This window comes from Streptomyces phaeochromogenes (assembly GCF_001418655.1).
Taxonomy (GTDB): Bacteria; Actinomycetota; Actinomycetes; order Streptomycetales; family Streptomycetaceae; genus Streptomyces; species Streptomyces phaeochromogenes.
Genome location: NZ_LIQZ01000196.1, coordinates 26,010 through 46,443, shown reverse-complemented (window position 1 = coordinate 46,443; position 20,434 = coordinate 26,010). Strand labels below are relative to the sequence as shown.

At 67.6% G+C, this 20,434-nt stretch carries 18 protein-coding genes and 3 tRNA genes; 9 read left to right on the top strand and 12 right to left on the bottom strand.

The genetic code is table 11. From position 1 onward, the window contains the following. Positions 1-122: 122 nt before the first annotated feature. Complete coding sequence (locus AOK17_RS26280) at positions 123-1,790, bottom strand: fumarate hydratase (protein ID WP_055615020.1); 1,668 nt, start codon at positions 1,788-1,790, stop codon at positions 123-125. Between the two features lie 156 nt (positions 1,791-1,946). On the opposite strand from AOK17_RS26280, the gene AOK17_RS26275 reads away from it, so the two are divergent. Together AOK17_RS26275 and AOK17_RS26270 are read left to right on the top strand one after the other, a co-directional pair. Then, a complete protein-coding gene (locus AOK17_RS26275) occupies positions 1,947-2,648 on the top strand; it encodes a DUF1707 SHOCT-like domain-containing protein (RefSeq protein ID WP_055615019.1) in 702 nt (233 codons plus the stop codon). A gap of 163 nt (positions 2,649-2,811) precedes the next feature. Further along, positions 2,812-3,189, top strand: a complete 378-nt coding sequence (locus AOK17_RS26270; protein WP_055615018.1) for a WhiB family transcriptional regulator — start codon at positions 2,812-2,814, stop codon at positions 3,187-3,189. 102 nt (positions 3,190-3,291) lie between these two features. On the opposite strand, the gene glpX is transcribed toward AOK17_RS26270, so the two are convergent. Continuing rightward, positions 3,292-4,323 carry a class II fructose-bisphosphatase gene (gene glpX, locus AOK17_RS26265; RefSeq protein ID WP_055615017.1) on the bottom strand — a complete coding sequence of 344 codons (1,032 nt, stop codon included), beginning with the start codon at positions 4,321-4,323 and terminating at the stop codon, positions 3,292-3,294. Positions 4,324-4,448: 125 nt separating this feature from the next. Here glpX and AOK17_RS26260 point away from each other — a divergent pair, with 125 nt between their 5' ends. Next, positions 4,449-4,967 carry a DUF4245 domain-containing protein gene (locus tag AOK17_RS26260; protein WP_055615016.1) on the top strand — a complete coding sequence of 173 codons (519 nt, stop codon included), beginning with the start codon at positions 4,449-4,451 and terminating at the stop codon, positions 4,965-4,967. 67 nt (positions 4,968-5,034) lie between these two features. Here AOK17_RS26260 and AOK17_RS26255 read toward each other — a convergent pair whose 3' ends face one another. From AOK17_RS26255 to AOK17_RS26225, 7 genes are all read right to left on the bottom strand, one after another. Then, positions 5,035-5,625 (bottom strand): malonic semialdehyde reductase, encoded by a 591-nt coding sequence (locus AOK17_RS26255; RefSeq protein WP_055615015.1) that lies wholly within the window; start codon positions 5,623-5,625, stop codon positions 5,035-5,037. A gap of 254 nt (positions 5,626-5,879) precedes the next feature. Beyond that, positions 5,880-6,119 (bottom strand): exodeoxyribonuclease VII small subunit, encoded by a 240-nt coding sequence (locus AOK17_RS26250; protein WP_055615014.1) that lies wholly within the window; start codon positions 6,117-6,119, stop codon positions 5,880-5,882. Between the two features lie 21 nt (positions 6,120-6,140). After that, on the bottom strand, positions 6,141-7,349 hold the full coding sequence (xseA, locus tag AOK17_RS26245; protein WP_055615013.1) for an exodeoxyribonuclease VII large subunit: 1,209 nt from the start codon (positions 7,347-7,349) through the stop codon (positions 6,141-6,143). A 171-nt stretch (positions 7,350-7,520) separates the two neighbouring features. Then, on the bottom strand, positions 7,521-9,449 hold the full coding sequence (locus tag AOK17_RS26240) for an ABC transporter ATP-binding protein (protein ID WP_055615012.1): 1,929 nt from the start codon (positions 9,447-9,449) through the stop codon (positions 7,521-7,523). Next, positions 9,449-11,182: an ABC transporter ATP-binding protein gene (locus AOK17_RS26235; RefSeq protein WP_055615011.1), complete on the bottom strand. Its 1,734-nt coding sequence runs from the start codon at positions 11,180-11,182 to the stop codon at positions 9,449-9,451. The genes AOK17_RS26240 and AOK17_RS26235 overlap by 1 nt, the downstream gene beginning before the upstream one ends. Positions 11,183-11,349: 167 nt before the next feature. After that, positions 11,350-12,804 (bottom strand): FGGY family carbohydrate kinase, encoded by a 1,455-nt coding sequence (locus AOK17_RS26230; RefSeq protein WP_079053292.1) that lies wholly within the window; start codon positions 12,802-12,804, stop codon positions 11,350-11,352. Positions 12,805-12,867: 63 nt separating this feature from the next. Further along, positions 12,868-13,176 carry a YtxH domain-containing protein gene (locus tag AOK17_RS26225; RefSeq protein WP_055615009.1) on the bottom strand — a complete coding sequence of 103 codons (309 nt, stop codon included), beginning with the start codon at positions 13,174-13,176 and terminating at the stop codon, positions 12,868-12,870. Between the two features lie 165 nt (positions 13,177-13,341). Here AOK17_RS26225 and AOK17_RS26220 point away from each other — a divergent pair. The 3 genes from AOK17_RS26220 (at position 13,342) to AOK17_RS26210 (ending at position 13,734) form a co-directional block, all read left to right on the top strand. Next, positions 13,342-13,414 (top strand) — tRNA-Asn (locus AOK17_RS26220). Positions 13,415-13,420: 6 nt separating this feature from the next. Further along, positions 13,421-13,493, top strand: a tRNA-Asn gene (locus tag AOK17_RS26215). 167 nt (positions 13,494-13,660) lie between these two features. Then, positions 13,661-13,734 (top strand) — tRNA-Ile (locus tag AOK17_RS26210). Between the two features lie 681 nt (positions 13,735-14,415). On the opposite strand, the gene AOK17_RS26205 is transcribed toward AOK17_RS26210, so the two are convergent. Continuing rightward, on the bottom strand, positions 14,416-15,393 hold the full coding sequence (locus AOK17_RS26205) for a hypothetical protein (protein ID WP_055615008.1): 978 nt from the start codon (positions 15,391-15,393) through the stop codon (positions 14,416-14,418). Positions 15,394-15,441: 48 nt separating this feature from the next. On the opposite strand from AOK17_RS26205, the gene AOK17_RS50840 reads away from it, so the two are divergent. Beyond that, positions 15,442-15,594 carry a hypothetical protein gene (locus AOK17_RS50840; protein ID WP_157881396.1) on the top strand — a complete coding sequence of 51 codons (153 nt, stop codon included), beginning with the start codon at positions 15,442-15,444 and terminating at the stop codon, positions 15,592-15,594. Between the two features lie 99 nt (positions 15,595-15,693). Here the strand turns inward: AOK17_RS50840 and AOK17_RS54010 are convergent, their stop codons facing one another. Next, positions 15,694-16,359 carry a hypothetical protein gene (locus AOK17_RS54010; RefSeq protein ID WP_425424635.1) on the bottom strand — a complete coding sequence of 222 codons (666 nt, stop codon included), beginning with the start codon at positions 16,357-16,359 and terminating at the stop codon, positions 15,694-15,696. A gap of 494 nt (positions 16,360-16,853) precedes the next feature. Beyond that, on the bottom strand, positions 16,854-17,927 hold the full coding sequence (locus AOK17_RS26200; RefSeq protein WP_063997290.1) for a M4 family metallopeptidase: 1,074 nt from the start codon (positions 17,925-17,927) through the stop codon (positions 16,854-16,856). A 693-nt stretch (positions 17,928-18,620) separates the two neighbouring features. Here AOK17_RS26200 and AOK17_RS26195 point away from each other — a divergent pair. Both AOK17_RS26195 and AOK17_RS26190 read left to right on the top strand, forming a co-directional pair. Beyond that, positions 18,621-18,965 carry a hypothetical protein gene (locus AOK17_RS26195; RefSeq protein ID WP_157881394.1) on the top strand — a complete coding sequence of 115 codons (345 nt, stop codon included), beginning with the start codon at positions 18,621-18,623 and terminating at the stop codon, positions 18,963-18,965. Then, positions 18,965-20,425 (top strand): M14 family zinc carboxypeptidase, encoded by a 1,461-nt coding sequence (locus AOK17_RS26190; protein WP_157881393.1) that lies wholly within the window; start codon positions 18,965-18,967, stop codon positions 20,423-20,425. Before AOK17_RS26195 ends, AOK17_RS26190 begins: the two co-directional genes overlap by 1 nt. Positions 20,426-20,434 lie beyond the last annotated feature (9 nt).

Sequence of the window (20,434 nt, the reverse complement as noted above, 5' to 3'; positions counted from 1 at the left end):
CCCCTAAAAGGGGCGCGGGGAACTGCGCAGTCTTTTGGGGGTTCGGGGGCGAAGCCCCTGAGTAAGGGACGGGAATGGGTAGGGGCGGCGGGGGCGAAAAAAGTCCTGTCGCGACCAACCGGCTAACCCAGCCCAGGCCCCCGCACAGGAATCGACGTGAACGTCGGAGCAGGCGCCGGGTCCTTGAAGAAGTCGTTGCCCTTGTCGTCGACGACGATGAACGCCGGGAAGTCCTCCACCTCGATCTTCCACACGGCCTCCATCCCGAGCTCCTCGTACTCGACGACCTCGACCTTCTTGATGCAGTCCTGCGCAAGCCGCGCGGCGGGGCCCCCGATGGAGCCGAGATAGAAACCACCGTGGGCGTCACAAGCGTTGGTGACCTGTGCGGACCGGTTGCCCTTGGCCAGCATCACCTTGGATCCACCCGCCGCCTGGAACTGCTCCACGTACGAGTCCATCCGCCCGGCCGTCGTGGGCCCGAACGACCCGGACGCGTACCCCTCGGGAGTCTTGGCCGGCCCCGCGTAGTACACGGGGTGGTCCTTCAGGTACTGCGGCATCTCCTCGCCCGCGTCCAGCCGCTCCTTGATCTTGGCGTGCGCGATGTCCCGCGCCACGACGAGCGGCCCGGAGAGGGACAGCCGGGTCTTCACCGGGAACTTGGTGAGCTCGGCGAGGATGTCGTCCATGGGCTGGTTCAGGTCGATCTTGACGACGTCGGACGCCTCGTCGAGGTGCTCGTCCGTGGTCTCCGGCAGGAACCGCGCCGGGTCGGTCTCCAGCTGCTCAAGGAAGACGCCCTCGGCGGTGATCTTCGCGACGGCCTGCCGGTCCGCGGAGCAGGACACGGCGATGGCGACCGGGCAGGACGCCCCGTGCCGCGGCAGCCGCACCACACGCACGTCGTGGCAGAAGTACTTGCCGCCGAACTGCGCGCCGATCCCGATCCGCTGCGTCAGCTCGAAGACCTTCTCCTCCAGCTCCTTGTCCCGGAAGCCGTGTCCGAGCTCGGAGCCCTCGGCCGGAATCTCGTCCAGGTAGTGCGCGGAGGCGTACTTCGCGGTCTTCAGGGCGTACTCCGCGCTCGTACCGCCGACGACGATCGCCAGGTGGTACGGCGGGCAGGCCGCGGTCCCCAGGGAGCGGATCTTCTCCTCCAGGAACTTCATCATGGAGGACTCGTTCAGGACGGCCTTCGTCTCCTGGTACAGGAACGACTTGTTGGCCGAGCCGCCGCCCTTGGCCATGAAGAGGAACTTGTAGGCGCCGCCGTCGGTCGCGTACAGCTCGATCTGGGCGGGCAGGTTGGAGCCGGTGTTCTTCTCGTCCCACATGGTCAGCGGGGCCATCTGCGAGTACCGCAGGTTGAGGTTCAGGTAGGCGTCGTAGATGCCGCGGCTCAGCGCGGCCTCGTCGCCGCCCTCGGTGAGCACGTTCTGCCCGCGTTTGCCCATGACGATCGCCGTGCCGGTGTCCTGGCACATGGGCAGCACGCCCGCGGCGGCGATGTTCGCGTTCTTCAGGAGGTCCAGCGCGACGAACTTGTCGTTGTTCGACGCCTCGGGGTCGTCGATGATGCGCCGCAGCTGGGCGAGGTGCGCCGACCGCAGATAGTGCTGGATGTCGTGGATGGCCTCGGCGGCGAGCGTGCGCAGAGCCTCCGGCTCCACCTTGAGGAACGTGCGCCCGTCGGCCTCGAAGGTGGAGACACCCTCGGAGGTCACCAGCCGATACGGGGTGGTGTCCTCTCCCTGGGGGAGCAGATCGGTGTACGCGAACTCAGGCATCTCGCCAAATCCTTCATCGACAGACAGCGGCCGGCCTCCGTTGGCGGGCGCACACCAGCGTAGAACCTGCTGCCGACACCGAGCTTGTGAGGTAAGGCTCAGTTCGCCGTCCACACCCTCTAGTCGCGATCTATCGCGTTTGGGTACGCTGCTGTCGTGGACCTAGAGAAGCGCACCTCGCCCGCACCCGACCTCCGGAAGCAGACCGACCTCCGGGCGTCCGACGCCGACCGCGACCGGACGGCGGACATCCTGCGCGAGGCCCTCGCCGAGGGCCGCCTCACCGCGGAGGAGCACTCCGAGCGGGTCGAGGACGTCTTCCGCGCGAAGACCGTCGGCGAGCTGGAGCCCCTCGTCGCGGACCTGCCGGTGGCCCACCGGTCCCGCCCGGCGGCGACGTTCGCCCCGGCGCCGAACCGCCCCACCCCGGGCACGGTCCCCCCGGTCGCCGAGGAGAACGTGGTGGCGGTGTTCAGCGCGGCCGTCCGCAAGGGCCGCTGGCGCATCGGCCGCCGCACGCACGCGTACGCGATCTTCGGCAGCGTGGAGATAGACCTCAGCGAGGCGGTCTTCGAGCATCAGCAGGTCGTGATCAAGGCGATAGCGGTCTTCGGCAACGTCGAGGTCCGAGTCCCGGAGAACGTGTCGTTGCGCGGCAACGGCGGTGGGGTCCTCGGCAACTTCGAGGTGGACACGCTCGATTCGGCGGACCACGACGCACCGGTGGTGTACGTGGACGGACTGGCCGTACTGGGAAATATCGAGGCAAAACCCAAGCGGGGCAAGCTGATCGAGGACATCCTCGACCGGGTCGGGGACCGGGTGAACGCCAAGTTGCGCAAACACCTCGGGCATTGACGGTCGCGAATTTCGCGGCGAGCGGAGGGTATTGGTCCAGTAGTGACGGTCCAGTGCCGGTCGGGATCTCCCGCGCTTCGGAACTGAGTGCATAGGCGCGCGTACAGCGGGTAGGCCTTGCTGCATCGTCTCTCGCTCGCGAAGCCGTCGTCAGGAGTAGACCGTGCTGCATCCGCCGCATCAGTCCCTGCAGGTCGCCGCCGTTCCGCCCCAGCCGGCACCGGTGCGCGACAGGGACCAGGACGCCCCTTGGCACACGGAGGCCGTGTGCCGCCGCGACGAGGCCGGGCTGTTCTTCGCGCCCTCGAAAGAACCCACCGCGGCCCGGCTGTCCCGGGAGGAGGCGGCAAAGCGGGTCTGCGCACGCTGTCCGGTGATGGTCGAATGCCGCGAGCACGCACTGCTGCAACCCGAGCCGTACGGGGTGTGGGGCGGTCTCACCGCCGCCGAGCGCCGCGTCGTCCTGGCCCGGCGCCGCCGCCGCGACCTCGAACTGCAGAAGGCGGCCCGCGCCACAGGCCCGATAGCAGCGGCCGGCTGACACTCACACCGATGGGGCGCCCCTCCGCACAAGGGGCGCCCCATCGGCGTACAAGAATCAGCCGTTGCCGTACAGCGCCGGTCAACGGCGCAGCCGGCGGAGCTACTTCGCGCGGTCGAAGTCGATCGCGCTGTACGCCCGCAGCTTCGCCAGCCGGTGCTCCGAGTTGATCTGCCGCACCGTCCCCGACTTGGACCGCATCACGATCGAGTCGGTCGTCGCGGTCTCGGGCCGATAGCGAACCCCCCGAAGCAGTTCACCGTCGGTGATCCCGGTCGCGACGAAGAAGACGTTCTCGCCGGAGACCAGGTCGTCGGTGAACAGGACCCGGTCGAGGTCGTGGCCCGCGTCGACGGCCCGGGCGCGCTCCTCGTCGTCCTTGGGCCACAACTTGCCCTGGATCGTGCCGCCCAGGCACTTCACCGCACAGGCGGAGATGATGCCCTCGGGCGTACCGCCGATGCCGAGCAGCAGGTCGATGCCGGTGCCCTCGCGCAGTGCCAGGATCGAGCCCGCGACATCGCCGTCGGAGATGAGCTTGATACGGGCGCCGGTCTCCCGGATCTCCTTGATGATGCCGTCGTGGCGCGGCCGGTCGAGGATGACGACCGTGACGTCCTCGGGCGTGACGCGCTTGGCCTTGGCGACCCGGCGGATGTTCACGGACACGGGCGCGTTGATGTCGACGAAGTCGGCGGCCTCGGGGCCGGTGACCAGCTTGTCCATGTAGAAGACCGCGGACGGGTCGAACATGGTGCCGCGGTCGGCGGCGGCCAGCACCGCGATCGCGTTCGTCATGCCCTTCGCGGTGAGCGTGGTGCCGTCGATCGGGTCGACGGCGATGTCGCACTCGGGGCCTGTCCCGTCTCCGACGCGCTCCCCGTTGAAGAGCATCGGGGCCTCGTCCTTCTCGCCCTCGCCGATGACGACGACGCCGTTCATCGAGACGGTGGAGACGAGGGTCCGCATGGCCCGTACGGCAGCGCCGTCGGCGCCGTTCTTGTCGCCGCGGCCGACCCAGCGGCCCGCGGCCATGGCGGCGGCTTCGGTGACCCGGACGAGCTCAAGGGCGAGGTTTCGGTCGGGGGCCTCGGACGGGACCTCGAGTTCGGACGGCAAGTGATGCTCGGTCATCGGAGCGCACCTTTCTGATACGACGACGGCCGGATGAGGGTTCGGGCCGACTCTATCCTCAGTCCGACAAAATGAGCAGGGGGGCCCACGGATGAGCAGACCAGTACACCTGCGACGATGGGGGCGTGGCAGGTATGAAAGGCAAGCAGTCGGTCCGGGACATGGTGTTGTCCCTGGGCCTGATCGGCATAGTCGCGGGCTTCATCTACGTCTTCATTCCCAATGACGACTCGGAGCCCCCTCTCAAGCGGGTCGACTACCGCGTGGAACTCCTCACGGCACGCCGCGCTGCCGCCTATCCGGTGGCGGCGCCCGAGGGTCTGTCCAAGCAGTGGAAGGCCACGTCGGTGCGGTTCCAGGGCGCCGACTTCGACGCGTGGCACCTCGGCTTCCACGACCCCGACGGTGAGTACGTGGCGATCGAGCAGTCGACTCAGAAGCCCGTCACGTTCATCGACGACGCGAGCCAGGGTGCCGAGGAGACGGACAGGACGCAGCGCATCGGCGAGCGCTCCTGGCAGCGGTACGAGGGCGCGAAGTACGACGCCCTCGTCCTCCGGGAGAAGGGCTCCACGACGGTCGTGACCGGCACGGCGTCCTTCGCGCAGCTGACGAAGATGGCCGAGGCCCTGAAGACGGAGTAGGTCCCGTACGCATGACGACGGCCCCCGGCATTCGTGCCGGGGGCCGTCGTCATGCATGCGGCGAGGCTCAGACCGTCGTGATGACCTGGTCGGCCTCGAGGCGCGGGGAGCGCGGGAACCAGGCGTTCTCGCCCGGCTTGCCGATGTTGACCACCATCAGCGGGGTGTGGTCGTCGTCCAGGAACTCCTTCTGGACGCCCGCGAAGTCGAAGCCCGTCATCGGACCGGCGGCCAGGCCGGCGGCGCGGACACCGATGATGAAGTACGCGGCCTGCAGCGCGGCGTTGACGGTGGCGGCACCCTCACGGGCCGGGCGCTCGGCGAAGAAGACGTCCTTGGCCTGCGGGAAGTGCGGGAAGAGGTGCGGGAGTTCCTCGTGGAACTCGTTGTCCGCGGAGAGGATCGCGACGAGCGGGGCGGTGGCCGTCTTCGGCTGGTTGCCCTCGGACATGTGCTGCACCAGGCGCTCGCGGGCCTCGGCGGAGCGGACCAGGGTGATGCGCAGCGGGGACTGGTTGAAGGCGGTCGGGCCGAACTTGACCAGGTCGTAGATCGCCTGCACCTGCTCCTCGGAGACGGGCTCGTCGGTGAAGGCGTTCGCGGTGCGGGCCTCGCGGAAGAGCAGGTCCTGAGCGGTGGGGTCGAGGACGAGGGACATGAATCAACCTTTTCGGGGAGTGTGTCGAACCCTGTGGGGGATCGCCTTGCACTCCCGAAGGTACGTCGATGAAGTTTAGTATTCAACCAAAACTGGAGCATGGTGATCCGGTTCACAGGCCGCGGGGGTTGGCGAAGCGGGTGTGAACGTGGGCACGAAGGGTGTTTCGGGAGGGGTTCCCGTGCCTGACAGCCGTGACAGCCGTGACAGCCGTGACAGTCGTGCGCGACGGCCGTCAGGCACAGGTCCCTGAGCTACTCGGAGCCGGAGCCGCCGGACTCCTCCTCGGCTCCCTCTCCCGCCAGAGCCGCGTCGAGTCGGGCGCGGGCGCCGTCCAGCCACCGCCGGCACACCTTCGCCAACTCCTCGCCCCGCTCCCACAGGGCGAGCGACTCCTCAAGTGTCGTACCGCCCGCCTCCAGGCGACGTACGACCTCGATGAGCTCGTCCCGTGCCTGCTCGTACCCGAGCGCCTCGTCCGTCCTGCTGGTCATGCGCCCACCCTAGGGTCTGCCTCAGACATCGACTCGTACCGTGAACTCGCCCTCGGCGACCCGCGCCCGCAGGGACTCCTCCGCCGTCACCTCGTCCGGGGACCGGACCGCGTGACCGTCGGACTTCTGCAGCACCGCATACCCCCGCTTGAGGGTCGCGGCGGGGGAGAGGGCCACCACGCGTGCGTGCGTGTGCGTCAGCTCCGAGTCGGCGCGGTCGAGGAGGTGCCCGAGCGTGCGACGACCGCGGTCGAGCAGCGAGGCGACATGGTCCGCGCGCTCGTCGACCATGCGGTGCGGATCCTCTATCGAGGGGCGGGCCAGCGCCTGGGCGAGGCCCCTCTCCTCCCGGTCGATGAGGGACTGGACGCTGCGGCGGGCGCGGTCCCGCAGGAACTGGACGCGCTCGTACTCCTCGCCGACGTCCGGGACGACCTTCTTCGCCGCGTCGGTCGGGGTGGAGGCACGCAGGTCCGCCACGTGGTCGAGCAGCGGGTTGTCGGGTTCGTGCCCGATGGCCGACACGACCGGCGTGCGGCAGGACGCGACCGCCCGTACGAGCTGCTCGTCCGAGAACGGGAGCAGGTCCTCCACGCTGCCGCCGCCGCGCGCCACGATGATCACGTCCACGTCGTCGAGCCCGTCCAGTTCCTTCACGGCCTGGACGACCTGGGGGACGGCGTGGACGCCCTGCACGGCGACGTTGCGCACCTCGAAGCGGACGGCGGGCCAGCGGTGGCGCGCGTTCTCCAGCACGTCCCGCTCGGCCGCGGAGGCTCGGCCGCAGACGAGCCCGATGAGCTGGGGCAGGAAGGGCAGCGGCTTCTTGCGCTCGGCCGCGAACAGCCCTTCGGCGGCGAGGGACTTCTTCAACTGCTCCAGCCGGGCGAGCAGTTCACCCACACCCACGGGCTTTATCTCGGCGGCCCGCAACGACAGCTGCCCACGCGGCGCGTACCACTCGGGCTTCGCGAGTACGACGACCCGGGCGCCCTCGCTCACCACGTCGGCGACCGCGTCGAACACCTGGCGGTAGCAGGTCACGCTCACCGAGATGTCGTACGACGGATCGCGCAGCGTCAGAAACACCACACCCGCGCCCGGCCGCCGCGACAACTGGGTGATCTGCCCCTCCACCCACACCGCCCCGAGCCGGTCGATCCATCCCCCGATGAGCCGCGACACCTCACCGACGGGGATGGGGGCGTCCGAGGACGTATTGAGAGCCATGTCGCGAGCGTAGCCGCCACCTCGGACATCGCGGTCGAGCACCTTCAGCCCGTCCGGCGTTTGAGGACGAGCGCGGCAGCGCGACAGCGGGGGTCTGGGGGCGGAGCCCCCAGGGACGGGACGGGTAGGGGCGGCGGGGGCGAGAAAACCCGCCGGCCCCCCGGCCACCCCTCAGTCCACCTCCACCACAGCCTCCGCGAACTGGGCCTTGTAGAGGCGGGCGTACGCGCCGTCCGCTGCCAGGAGGTCCGTGTGGGCGCCCTGTTCGACGATGGAACCGTTCTCCATGACGAGGATCGTGTCGGCATCGCGGATCGTCGACAGACGATGCGCGATGACGAACGACGTCCGCCCGTGCGCGAGCTTCGCCATCGCCTTCTGGATCAACACCTCGGTACGGGTGTCGACAGAACTCGTCGCCTCGTCGAGCACAAGGATCACCGGATCGGACAGGAACGCCCGAGCGATGGTGATGAGCTGCTTCTCACCGGCGCTCACCCCCGATCCCTCGTCGTCGATGACGGTGTCGTACCCATCGGGCAACGTCCGGACGAACCGGTCGGCATGGGCGGCCCGAGCCGCCTCCTCGATCTCCCCACGCGTGACCTCACGCGAAGCCCCGTACGCGATGTTCTCCGCGATCGTCCCGCCGAACAGCCAGGTGTCCTGCAGCACCATGCCGATCCCGGCCCGCAGTTCGTCCCGGGACATCTTCGCGATGTCGACCCCGTCGAGGGTGATACGCCCGCCCGTGACTTCGTAGAACCGCATCAACAGGTTGACCAGGGTCGTCTTGCCGGCGCCCGTGGGGCCGACGATCGCGACCGTGTGCCCCGGTTCCACCTTCAGCGACAGGTCCTCGATGAGCGGCTTCTCGGGGTCGTACCGGAAGGAGACGCCCTCCAGCGCCACCCGGCCCCGGAGTTCCTCCGGACGCGCGCCCGTCACCGGGTCGGCCTCCTGCTCCTCCGCGTCCAGCAGTTCGAAGATCCGCTCCGCCGAAGCGACCCCGGACTGCACGAGGTTCGCCATCGAGGCGACCTGGGTGAGCGGCATGGAGAACTGCCGGGAGTACTGGATGAAGGCCTGGACGTCACCGATCGAGAGGGCGCCCGAGGCGACACGCAGGCCGCCGACCACGGCCACCAGCACATAGTTCAGGTTCGACACGAACATCATCAGCGGCTGCATGACCCCGCTGTTGAACTGCGCCCGGAACCCGGCCTCGTACAGCTTCTCGTTCTCCTCGGCGAACTGCGCCGCCGACTCGTCCTGCCGCCCGAAGACCTTGACGAGGTTGTGGCCGGTGTACATCTCCTCGATGTGCGCGTTGAGCTTGCCGGTGGTCCGCCACTGCTGCACGAAGTGCGGCTGCGACCGCTTGCCCACCCGGGTGGCGACGAAGAACGACAGCGGCACGGTGACCAGCGCGACGAGCGCGAGCAGCCACGACACCCAGAACATCATCGCCAGCACACCGACGATGGTCAGCAGCGAGTTGACCAGCTGGCCCATCGACTGCTGGAGGGTCTGCCCGATGTTGTCGATGTCGTTCGTGGCGCGGCTGAGCACCTCACCGCGCTGCCGCTTGTCGAAGTACGACAACGGCAGCCGCGACAGCTTCGTCTGCACGTCCTCGCGCATGTTGTACATCGTCTTGTTGACGGCCCGGTTCACCAGCCGCGTCGCCACGGTCATCAGCAGACCGGCGACCAGGAACGCCACGAGAGCGAGCAGCAGCACCTCGCCGACCGCGCCGAAGTCGATGCCCTCGCCCGGGGTGAAGTCCGTACCGGAGAGCATGTCGGCCATGCCGCCGTCGCCGCGCTCCCGCATCGCCGCGAGGGCCTCGGCCTTCGTCTGGCCGGCGGGCATCTCCCGTCCGACGACTCCGGCGAAGACGAGGTCGGTGGCCCGGCCCAGGATCTTCGGCCCGAGGACCGACAGGCCGACGCTGAACACCACGGCGACGAGCATCACGTACAGAGTGGTGCGTTCCGGCTTGAAGTGTGACAGGAGCCGCTTGCCGGACCCCTTGAAGTCCATCGAGTGATGGTCGGGGCCCGTCCCGGCCATCATCCGCCCCATGGGCCCGGCCATCAGGCTGCCTCCGCTTCCGTCAGCTGGGAGAGCACGATCTCCCGGTATGTCTCGTTCGTCGCCATCAGTTCGTGGTGGCGGCCCGAGCCGACGACCCGGCCCTCGTCGAGGACCACGATCCGGTCGGCGTCACGGATGGTCGACACCCGCTGGGCGACGATCACGACGGTCGCCTCGGCGGTCTCCTCGCCGAGGGCCCGGCGCAGCGCCGCGTCCGTCGCGTAGTCGAGCGCCGAGAAGGAGTCGTCGAAGAGGTAGATCTCGGGGCGCTGCACCAGGGTCCGGGCGATGGCGAGCCGCTGCCGCTGGCCGCCCGACACATTCGTCCCGCCCTGCGCGATCGTCGCGTCGAGACCGTTCTCAAGCCCTTCCACGAACCCCTTGGCCTGCGCCACCTCCAGCGCGTGCCACAGCTCCTCGTCGGTCGCGTCCGGATTCCCGTACCGGAGATTGGTCGCCACCGTGCCCGCGAAGAGGTACGGCTTCTGCGGTACGAGGCCGACCGTGCGCGCGAGCAGCCGCGGCTCGACCGTGCGTACGTCGACGCCGTCCACCAGCACCTGGCCGTCGGTGGCGTCGAACAGCCGGGGGACCAGCCCGAGCAGCGTGGACTTGCCGCTGCCGGTCGAGCCGATCACGGCGGTGGTCTCACCCGGCAGGGCCACCAGGTCGATGGTCCTCAGCACCGGCTCCTCGGCACCCGGGTAGCGGAACCCGGCGCCCCGGATCTCCAGATGCCCGTGCCGCCGCAGCTCCAGGACCGGAGCCTTCGGCGGAACCACACTGCTGGAGGTGTCCAGGACCTCCTGGATGCGCTCGGCGCACACCTCCGCGCGCGGCACCATCATGAACATGAAGGTGGCCATCATCACGGACATGACGATCTGCATCAGATAGGCGAGGAACGCGGTCAGCGCGCCGATCTGCATCCCGCCGCTGTCGATCCGGTGGGCACCGAACCACACCACCGCGACCGACGACACGTTCACCACCGTCATGACGATGGGGAACATCAGCGCCAGCATCCGCCCGGTCCCGAGGGACACCTCGGTGAGGTCGGCGTTCGCCTTCCGGAAGCGCTCCTCCTCGTACCCGTCGCGCACGAAGGCCCGGATGACGCGGTTGCCGGTGATCTGCTCGCGCAGCACCCGGTTCACCGTGTCGAGCCGCACCTGCATCGTGCGGAACAGCGGACGCAGCCGGCGCACGATGAGGCTCACCGAGATCCCGAGCACCGGCACGACGGCGAGCAGCACCCCGGACAGCGGTACGTCGAGACCGAGGGCCAGGACGATGCCGCCGACGCACATGATCGGCGCCGACACCAGCAGCGTGAACGTCATCAGGGTGAGCATCTGCACCTGCTGCACGTCGTTCGTCGTGCGGGTGATCAGCGACGGCGCGCCGAAGTGACCGACCTCACGCGCGGAGAACGACTGCACCCGGTCGAAGATGGCGGCCCGGATGTCCCGTCCGACCGCGGCGGCCGTACGGGCGCCGTAGTAGACGGCCCCGATGTTGCAGACGACCTGGGCCAGCGAGATGCCGATCATCAGGGCGCCGAAGGTCAGGATGTAGCCCGTGTCGCCGTCGACGACACCGTTGTCGATGATGTCCGCGTTCAGCGTGGGCAGGTAGAGCGTGGCGCAGGTCTGCAGGAACTGCAGCAGTACGAGCAGGGCGATGGGTTTCTTGTAGGGCGTGAGATAGGTACGCAGGAGTCGTATGAGCACGCTGGGTCTCTCGGGGTCGGCGGCGGGGCGGTTGGTTGCCCTTGGCCCCTATCGTCGAACACTCCACCCGTGTTACCTCAACTGATTAAGCCAAGAGAGGTCCAAGAGCCGACCGGGCCTCGGTCCGAAGCCGTAGGCCGTTCGAGTCGCCCGGGCTCCGCGAGGCCTCAGGACCGGAAGGCGCCCGGGTGGGTCTGGTTCCGCACCGACACGTACTGCTGGCGCACCGCCTGGCCCACCGCCAGCTCCTCGCCGGGCTCCAGGATCTGCGCGGCGGCGCCCTGCCAGACGGGGGGCAGCCCCGGCTGGATGGTGCCCTGCGAGGTACCGAGCGCCCAGGCCGCCTGCCGGGCCGCGCCCAGCGCCGCGTAGTCCGCGGGCTGCGGCACCACGATCTGCGTACCGAGCAGCGCGGGCGCGCAGGCCTGCACCGCGCTCAGCTCGGCGGCCTGGCCCAGCAGGAAGATCCGCCGCACCTCCACGCCCCGCTTGCGCAGCACGTCCAGTGCGTCCGCGAGCCCGCACAGCATGCCCTCGAAGGCGGCCCGCGCCAGGTGCTCGGGCTTCATCGACTCCCGGCGCAGCCCGGCCAGCGTCCCCGCCGTGTGCGGCAGGTTGGGCGTCCGCTCGCCCTCCAGATAGGGCAGCAGCACCAGCCCGTGGGAGCCCGGGGTGGATTTCATCGCCAGGTCCGACAGGGCCTCCAGGTCCGGCACGCCGAGCAGTTCGGCGGCCCCGCGCAGGGCCCGTACGGCATTGAGCGTGGTGACGACCGGCAGGTGCATCCCGGTCGCGTCCGCCAGCGAGGTGATCATTCCGGAGGAGTCGACGAGCGCCTCGTGGTGCACGGCCATCACGGAACCGGAGGCGCCGAGCGACACCACCGCGTCCCCGAGCCCGATGCCCAGACCGAACGCCGCGGCCATCGTCTCGCCCGTCCCCGCCGAGATCAGCAGCCCCTCGGGCGTCGTCCCCGCGGCCTCCCACGGCCCCAGCACATCGGGCAGCAGCGCCTGGTGCCCGAGCGCCAGTTCCACGAGATCGGGCCGGTACGCGCCGGTCGCCGCCGACCAGTAGCCGGTCCCGGAGGCCCCGCCCCGGTCGGTGGTCCGGCGGGCCGGGCGGCCGAGCAGCTGCCACACCAGCCAGTCGTGCGCCTGCAGCAGCACGCTGGTGCGCAGCGCCGCCTCGGGTTCGTTCTTCGCGAGCCAGCGCAGCTTCGTCACCGGCTGAGCCGCCTGCGGCACGCAGCCCACGGCCTGCGCCCAGGCCTCGCGTCCGCCGAGGGCGTCGACCAGGTCGGCCGCCGCGACCTGCGCCCGCTTGTCACCGCCGACCATCGCCGGACGCACCGTGTTGCCCTGGGTGTCCACCGGCACGAGCCCGTTCTGCTGCGCGGACACTCCGATGGCCTGAACGCCTTCGAGGAGCCCGCCGCCCGCGGCCTCGCCCAGGGACAGCAGCCAGGCCTGCGGGTCGACGTCCGAGGGCCGGCCACCCTCGGACATGCCGTCCATCGGATGCGGGGCATACCCCTGCCTGAGCACGGCTCCGCTGTCCGCGTCGCAGACCACGATGCGAGTGAAATCGGGCGAACTGTCCAACCCGGCGACTATCCCCATGGCGGAAATTCTGCCGTACGACCGGAGCAGGCCGTACCGGTCCGGCGGAGGCGGCCCCACCGGTCACGTGTTGCTGGTGCCCCAGTCGTCGTCGGTACGCGTGCCGTTCGTGTTGCGCTCCCGCAGGTGGCGGACCCTCTCGGCCACCGAGTCGGGGACCCGGTCACCGACCTTCTCGCTCACCGCGTGGTACGCCTTGCCGGCGAACTCGCGCCCCTGCTGGGCCGCGGACTCGGCGGTGTTGCGCACCGCCGGGTTCTGAGCGACCTGCTGTGCGGTCTTCCTCAGCTGCTCGTAGCGCTCGCGCCCGGCACGCGTGCCGAGCACGTATCCCAGGGCCAGTCCGGCGACGAACGTGAGCCGGTAGCGCATGGCGGCCACCCTTCTCTTGTGAGTCGGTCCCTTGCGGCGGCGTCGGTCGCAGGCGGGGATTACCGATTGGCGGAGCACCCCCCTGCTTGCGCTAATGTATGTGTCGCAGCGAGCGCACGCCCCCTGGCGAATACCCAGGGAGGTACGTTCGATGCAACGAGGCAATCCCCTGTAGCTCAATTGGCAGAGCAGCCGGCTGTTAACCGGCAGGTTACTGGTTCGAGTCCAGTCGGGGGAGCTTCGGTCTTCCGTAGCTCAATTGGCAGAGCAGCCGGCTGTTAACCGGCAGGTTACTGGTTCGAGTCCAGTCGGGAGAGCAGGCGAACGAGGACCCCGTCGGGGTCCTTTTTCATGTCCTCGGGAACCGCTCCGCCCCAGGTGGGGTCCTCCAGGGCAGGCGAAGTCGACCATCCGAAGCAGGAGATCGTATGAGCGGCTATGCTGCGGCAGACGGCGCGCACAAATGTGCGCGACGCGCCGTAATGGGGCGGTAGCTCAGCCGGTTAGAGCAGCGGACTCATAATCCGTCGGCCGTGGGTTCGAGTCCCACCCGCCCTACCTGTGCAGGTCTCTGACCTGCGGAAACGTTCATTTTTGGGTGTCGGAGTGTCAACTTTGCCTGAACGGACTGAATCCGCTGCTCGCGAGTTCGAGGCGCGGTGTGACTCGGGGAGTAGAGGACCCCTCTGACCTGCGACGATGTGAGCGATTGCGGTTGTCGTCGACCGTCTTGGTCGCGTCTCTCGGGCTGCATTTCAAGATCGTGAGGCCGTGTTGAGGCCGCAGGGTGTCGGTAAGGACGTGCAACTTCCTCCGCTGCGCCCGTTCTGGGGTGCTCCGGCAGCAGGTTCCGTGTGGGCTGGCAATTGCCGAACTGGGCATGATCACGTTCGAGGTGCTGGTCGCCGGAGGACTGGTATACAACGGTCATCTGACGAGAGTGCTGCACCGGAAACGGCCCGTACTGAAAACTGCCCCGATGGAGCACCGCGGCCTTGTACCGCTCCGCCGGTTGGAGACCGATGTCGGGGGCGCTGGGTGATGCAACCTCTGATCCAACCAAGCGTGCGGCGGCTCCGCGTACCCGAGGGCGTCATCTCGCGGGTGGTTGCGGGAGCTGGGCTGTGTGCGTTCGGCCAGACCTGCCATCGCCCAGCGTGCGCTTTCCGCCGGCGGAAGGGTGAGCCGCGCTCAGCTGCGGGTCGTGCGGGGTTGGGGCTGCGGGGTGTGGGTGCCTCGTCAGGAGTTGTTGTCGGGATCGATAAGGTCGGCGAGTTCTTCCGCGGGGGCGAGTTCACTGTTGTGCTGGGCGAGGGTGCGTAGGTGGATGGCGTAGGCGCGGCGCTGGACGTGGGTGGCGTGCTGAGCGATTAGCTTGGCGAGTTGGCCAGCTTCGGCAGTGTGGTTGTTGGCCAGGGATATGACGGTGGCGAACAGGGCCCCGGGTGCGTTGGTCATCGGGTTCGTGTGGGCGTCCAGGATGCGGCGAAGGAATGTGATGTCTGCCTGGTCGATGGCGTGGAAGGCGTGTTCGGTGGCGGTATCCAGGTTGGTGACGATCTCGTAGACCTGGTCGTGGGGGAGTTCGGCGGTGAGTTCGAGAATGGCCGCGTGCTGGCGGGCGATCGGGTCGTGGCTGTCGGCGAGGAGGGTTTCGATCTCGGGCTGGCGCAGGGCGCTGTTGTGCTCGTCCAGGAAGTCTCTGGAGCCCGTCCAGGTCGACGTGTCGATCCATGCCTGGAGTAGCACCCGCGCGTTGTGGTTGCGCCGCCCGTAGTCCAGGACGGTGTCGAAGCCTTGGGAATCGGCTTCGGCAAGGACGGCTGCCAGGCTGTCGATGGCCTCATCGCCGGGAAAGAGGGCCGCAGCCAGGTCGAGGTCGTGTCGTAGGCCAGGTTGCTGGAGCCGGTTGGCGTGCGTGCGGAGGAAACCTTCGGCAGCGGGCCAGTCAGTCGCTTGGGACCACTCAGCGAGCAGTTCCAGGGAATCCTCGGGCAGCGGGTGGACGGCCCAGTCGGGCAGTCGCGGGTCGGCATGTTGGGAGACAAGGACCTCTGGCACCGTCAAGGCGGTGTCGCCGCCGCACTTCAGGACGCCGTCGAACGCGCTCCTCTCACCCGTGAAAACAATGGAGACGAACTGCTGCGGCGCCTTTACCAGGTACTGTCCGCACCTGCCGGAGCAACCGTCACACTCGGCGAGTGCGTCAACGGGCACCCGGCCGACGCGCTTGTAAGGACCTCCGACAGCCCTGCCTCAAGCGCCGTGCTGCTCGATCCGGGACCCGACGACGACAACGACGCGGCACGCCACCTGCGGCTGATGCTGCAACGCCGAAAGCTTCTGGACGGTGGCGAGCAGGGAGGCACGGCCGTGCGCTACCCGGCCTGGAGGCTGTACGACGTCAACGGCGGCTGATCACGAGTCTGCTTGAGACTCTGCCCTGTCGGTCACTTGCCGTACGCCTGCTTCCAGCGCGCCCGGTCAGCGTCTCGGGTCGGCTGAGGATCCGTCTCGTCACCACGCGGGGTGCCGGCGGTTGCGCGGTGACCGGCCGTGGCGAGGTGGGCTTCTCTCGCAGGTAGGCGCTGACCCGGCCGTAGCTGCCGCGATAGCCCAAGGGGGACGATCTCTTCCCAGAGCTTCCAGGCGCTGGTACAGCCCTCGTCCCAGCGTTCGTCCGGGCAGGGCTTGTACTCGTCGAGGACGGAGGTCCTGTTGTGCTGCCACTGGCCTCGAAAGAGGTCTTCCGGCTTCGCAGCGTCGGCGAGGCTTTTGACGGTGTGGTGGGTCATCTGGAGCTGACGCCCGATGGAACGGCGGCTGTGGCCGGCTTCCAGCAGCGCGTGGACCGTGGCGTGCCTGGTTCGGACGCGGTTGGCGAACCGCTCGCTCCGCCATGGAGAGTCCGCCTTCTCCCCGGGGGGCGCCGGTTCGTCGGCTTCCCCTCGGGATCGGGGACCAGGACGCGAAGGCACGGGCGGGACCCACCGTGGCAAGAGTCGCCCGCAACCGCTCCGTCCACCTGCTGTGCCGCCGGGTCAGTCCCGGCATCTGCTCAGCGAACGTCCGCCGAGCGCAGGAAGACTCCGGACAGAAGAACCGCCGGACTCGCAGTCGGAGGACCACCAGACGTCCGCCACTCGGTACGTCCGCAGGAAACCGCAGGTAAGAGCTGTGCACCCGGGTCGACTCGCTCCCACAGTCCGGGCATGCCGCCCCGGCCGCCGTACTGCAGAGATCGATGCGTATCGCCTCATGACTCACCTCCAGCGACAGCACCGACACATCCGCGATGGACGGCAACAGCAGACCCTCCAGGCGGGGCGACGTCTCTTCCACGACGCTGCACTGTCGACCACACCAAGGTCGGCCCTGGCTATTTTCACGCAATTTCCCGAAGCCTGATCAGAGCACCAGCCGTCACTCAGCGTGCGCGCATCACGGAAAGCGGGCCAGAACCGCTACTCGTGAATAAAGCCAGCTTCCCGGCCCCCGGCCTATTGTCCTTGCGGATCTCGAAGTCCATCGCACCCCGTGAACTGGGGTGTTGCGACAACCACTAGAACTCAAGACGGTCCGGGGGCCTCCCACCGTGGGACGGCATGGCGGCGAAGTACGGTGCAGGGCCCCTGCCAGCAGGTGCCATTACCGCAGGAAAGGGGCTTGTCGTGCTGCTACCAGATGCCTTGCTGTCGCGCCGTGGCCCGTACCACCTGAGGAGCGTCGCGGGACACCTTCTTGTTCGTGGCGAGGATCGCTGCCTGAGATGCGGCGACCGAGGCGGCATCACTGAACTTGGCTGTCGGCCACAGGTTCTGCAGCGTCTGATACATGATCAGAGCGCCTTCGTTGATGCCTATTTCGCGGCAGATCAGGTAGAACCAACGGTTGGTGATGCCCGACATCAGGTGCGGGTCCGCAGGTTCGAAATAGCCGCTCATGTCACGCGGTTGCGGATCGCGACCCATAACGGGGTTGTCGTACGCGGTGCCGGGTTCCGCCATGCTGCGCAGCGCCTCACCGTTGAGGTTTGGTGCCATGATGTCATCGCCAATAAGCCAGTCGTGACTGGCTGCGTCGTGGCCATTGACCCATGCGTCGATCGCCGAGGCAATCATGTCGCTGAACGACTCATTTAGGGCGCCGCTTTGGTCGGCAGTGTAGTTCAGCCCGCTGGTGAATTGAGTCACGCCGTGGGTGAGTTCGTGGGCGGCCACGTCGATGTCACCGGTCAGGTCTCGGAAGACAACATTGCTGCCGTTCCCGAATACCATGAGTAGCGCGGTCGGGTCGAAGAACGCGTTATCGAATCCGACTCCGAAATTCACGTTAGTGATCACGTTCAGTCCGGAATTGTCCAGCGAATTGCGTCCGAGCTTGTCCCGGTAGTACTGCAGGACCTTGTGCATGTGGTCGTACGCGTCGTTGGCGTTCTGGCCGGGCACGGCCGGGTCTCCCTCGCCACGGACGGCCTGCACGTTGTACGTCCACTGATGCAGATCGTCATAGATCACGACGCCGGCCGATCCAGGCTGGGGGATCTGGATACCTTCGACCAGTCCCTCGCCGAGCTCTTGCAGAGCGGGCGTGTTCGGCACGGACAAGGGGGCCTGGGTCCGCGCCCTGCGAAACTCCTCTGATAAAACGGCAGATCGCTGGGCGTCAGTTGGATCGAGGCTTTCCCGCGCATGGACCCTCGCAATGTGGTCGAGGATGTGGGCGGGTACGAACGAGCAGACAAATTGCATGGGACCCCTCCCTGATGGCCTTTCTTGCTTAAGTGCTACACCCGATGACTGCTCGTGTCGACGGGGTGCTATGGCGTAAAAATGGTTGACCTTGGGCGGATTCCCTGGGCCCTCATCTGCCTGCTTGGTACCGGTTCGTCACTCCAGTGGACTTGCACTCCAGTGAGCTTTTATTTTCCGGAACTTGAAATTTCAATCCGGAGTTTGAGTCCGGTTGGGATGGTGAAGGCATGAGATTCCGTACGTGGTACTGAAATAATCTTGTGCGTCGCTCAGGGTGCCCATTGAGAGGCATGCCAGGACTCCTCCGCCAAGACCTCGCCAACAGGAACTCGATCGTTGGGGGTTGAGGTTCCCCCGTTGTGCGAGAGGTGCTGATCAGTGGTTCTGGAGGCGTCAACTACCAGTTCTGGCGTCGAAGTTGACAGCGGACCAGCCCGGTTCCAGTATCGGCAGTAGTGGTGGATTGTTAGGTTTAGTCAGCTTCTTCGGATCTCGGTGGTTGCGGTGACCGGGCCGCTTTCATCGCTCAGACCGTGCCAGCCGCTTCGACCACTCAGGGAAGCTGATCTTTCCCGGCCATCCCCTTCCTGGTCGGCGCCGTGCTCTGTTTCTGCTGTCCCTCCCCGCGCATCTGCGCGCCCGTCGGCTGTGGTTCCTCAGCAAGACGGATATGCACCGAGGGAGACGGATATGAACGAACCGTCCGAACGCGCACAACGGCATCCACCCCGGGACGCCGAGGGTGAAAACCCCACGGTGCGTTTCGACGCCACGGTCCACCCGGGTGCGATGAACCTCGATCTCCACGGCGTCGCAGATCTGGATCTGGACTGGATCCCCGATGCGGAGGGCAGGGTTCGGGTGCTCGTCATCCCGGATGAGTGCCGACGACTCTTGGAGAGCGGCTACGAAGTCCATTTGCACGCCTCGATACCGGTGCGGCCGCTCCCCGTCGAACTGGTGGAACAGGACGACTCGGTCAGGGCTTGGCTGGAGGAGCGCGTCCAGGGCATCGAGCGGTTGGGGGGCGCGTGATGTACCGGACGGTCGCTCAGCTCGATTCGGTGACCTCATTTCTCGCCGCATGGTTCCCGCAACTGTGCACGAGGACCCAACTGCCCGAGTCCTCCATCCAGGGGCGCCCGGTGTTCGCCCTGCGGCTGCGAGCCGGCGCGGGCGGAAACCGCCGGGGTGTCCTGTTCGTGGGCGGCACCCACGCGCGCGAGTTGATGAACCCCGACGCCCTGGTGGAACTTGCCGTCGACCTCGTCGTGAGCTACCTGAACGGCACTGACGTCGTGTACGGCGGACGGACTTGGACCGCCCTGGACGTCAAGCTCATTCTGGAGAGCCTCGATGTGTGGATCGTGCCCTGCTGCAACCCCGACGGCCGTGACCGGGTGATGACCGTCGACAGCATGTGGCGCAAGAACCTTCATGACAACCCGGGCACCGCATGCGATGGGGTCGACCTCAACCGCAACGCGGACATCCTCTGGGGCGTGACTAACGACCACACCTCATGTAGCCCCTGCCACGTGGCCTTCGTCGGGTCTCGCGCGTTCTCCGAGCCAGAAACCCGCAACGTCAAACACCTGCTGGACACGCAGCCCATCCACAGTTTCGCGGACGTGCACTCCTACTCTGAACTCGTCCTGTATCCGTGGGGCCACGCCGACAGCCAGACGGACAACCCGGCGGAGCGGTTCACGAACCTGCCCACTGGAACCTGCGCGCCCATCGGTACCCCGGGCTATCGGGAGTACATCCCGCCCCAAGACCTGCTGCGCTTCACAACCGTCGCGCAACGGGTCGTCGACGCGATCGCGGCGGTACGCGGGCGCGTGTACACCCCGCAGAAGGCATGGGTGCTATACGCCACCACCGGCACTCAGAGCGATTACGCCTACAGTCGGCACATCGCGCATCCCACACTCCGTAAAACGTACGGCTTCACTATCGAAACGGGCCCGGTGGTTCGCAGCGCGGAAGATTCCTTCCATCCGCCGGACCCGACGCTCATCAAGCGTGACGCCAAAGCGGGTCTGCTGGCCCTCGCCCAGCAGACCATCTGCGCCTTCGACCTGATCGGACTGCGGCTGCTGAAGCGCCAGACCGAGGTGGACGCAATGCGACGGGTCCGCGACCAACTGCTCGCGAGCACCGAGGCTGGTCGGGAGTGGATCACGCTCATCGAAAGGGTCGCACTGCCCGTTGCTCCCTTACTGTTCGCCGACGAGCGATTGGCGGGCCGGGCTGCCTCGTTGCTCGAACGTGCGGGGAAGGTGATTCGAGACGGGAAGTCCGTGGCGGGTGACGAAGACGTTGACCTGGGTCTCGCCCTGCTGAGCGAGCTCGCCGACCGGGTCGGAACCAAGGACGCCCAGGCGCGCGCAGATCTGAAAGCCCTAGGCGTGGCGCTGGAGCGGGCGAGGGGGATGTCATTGACCGAGGTGCTGAAGCAACTGACGGACCGCAGCCCGCTGCTGGAGTAAACGTCAAGA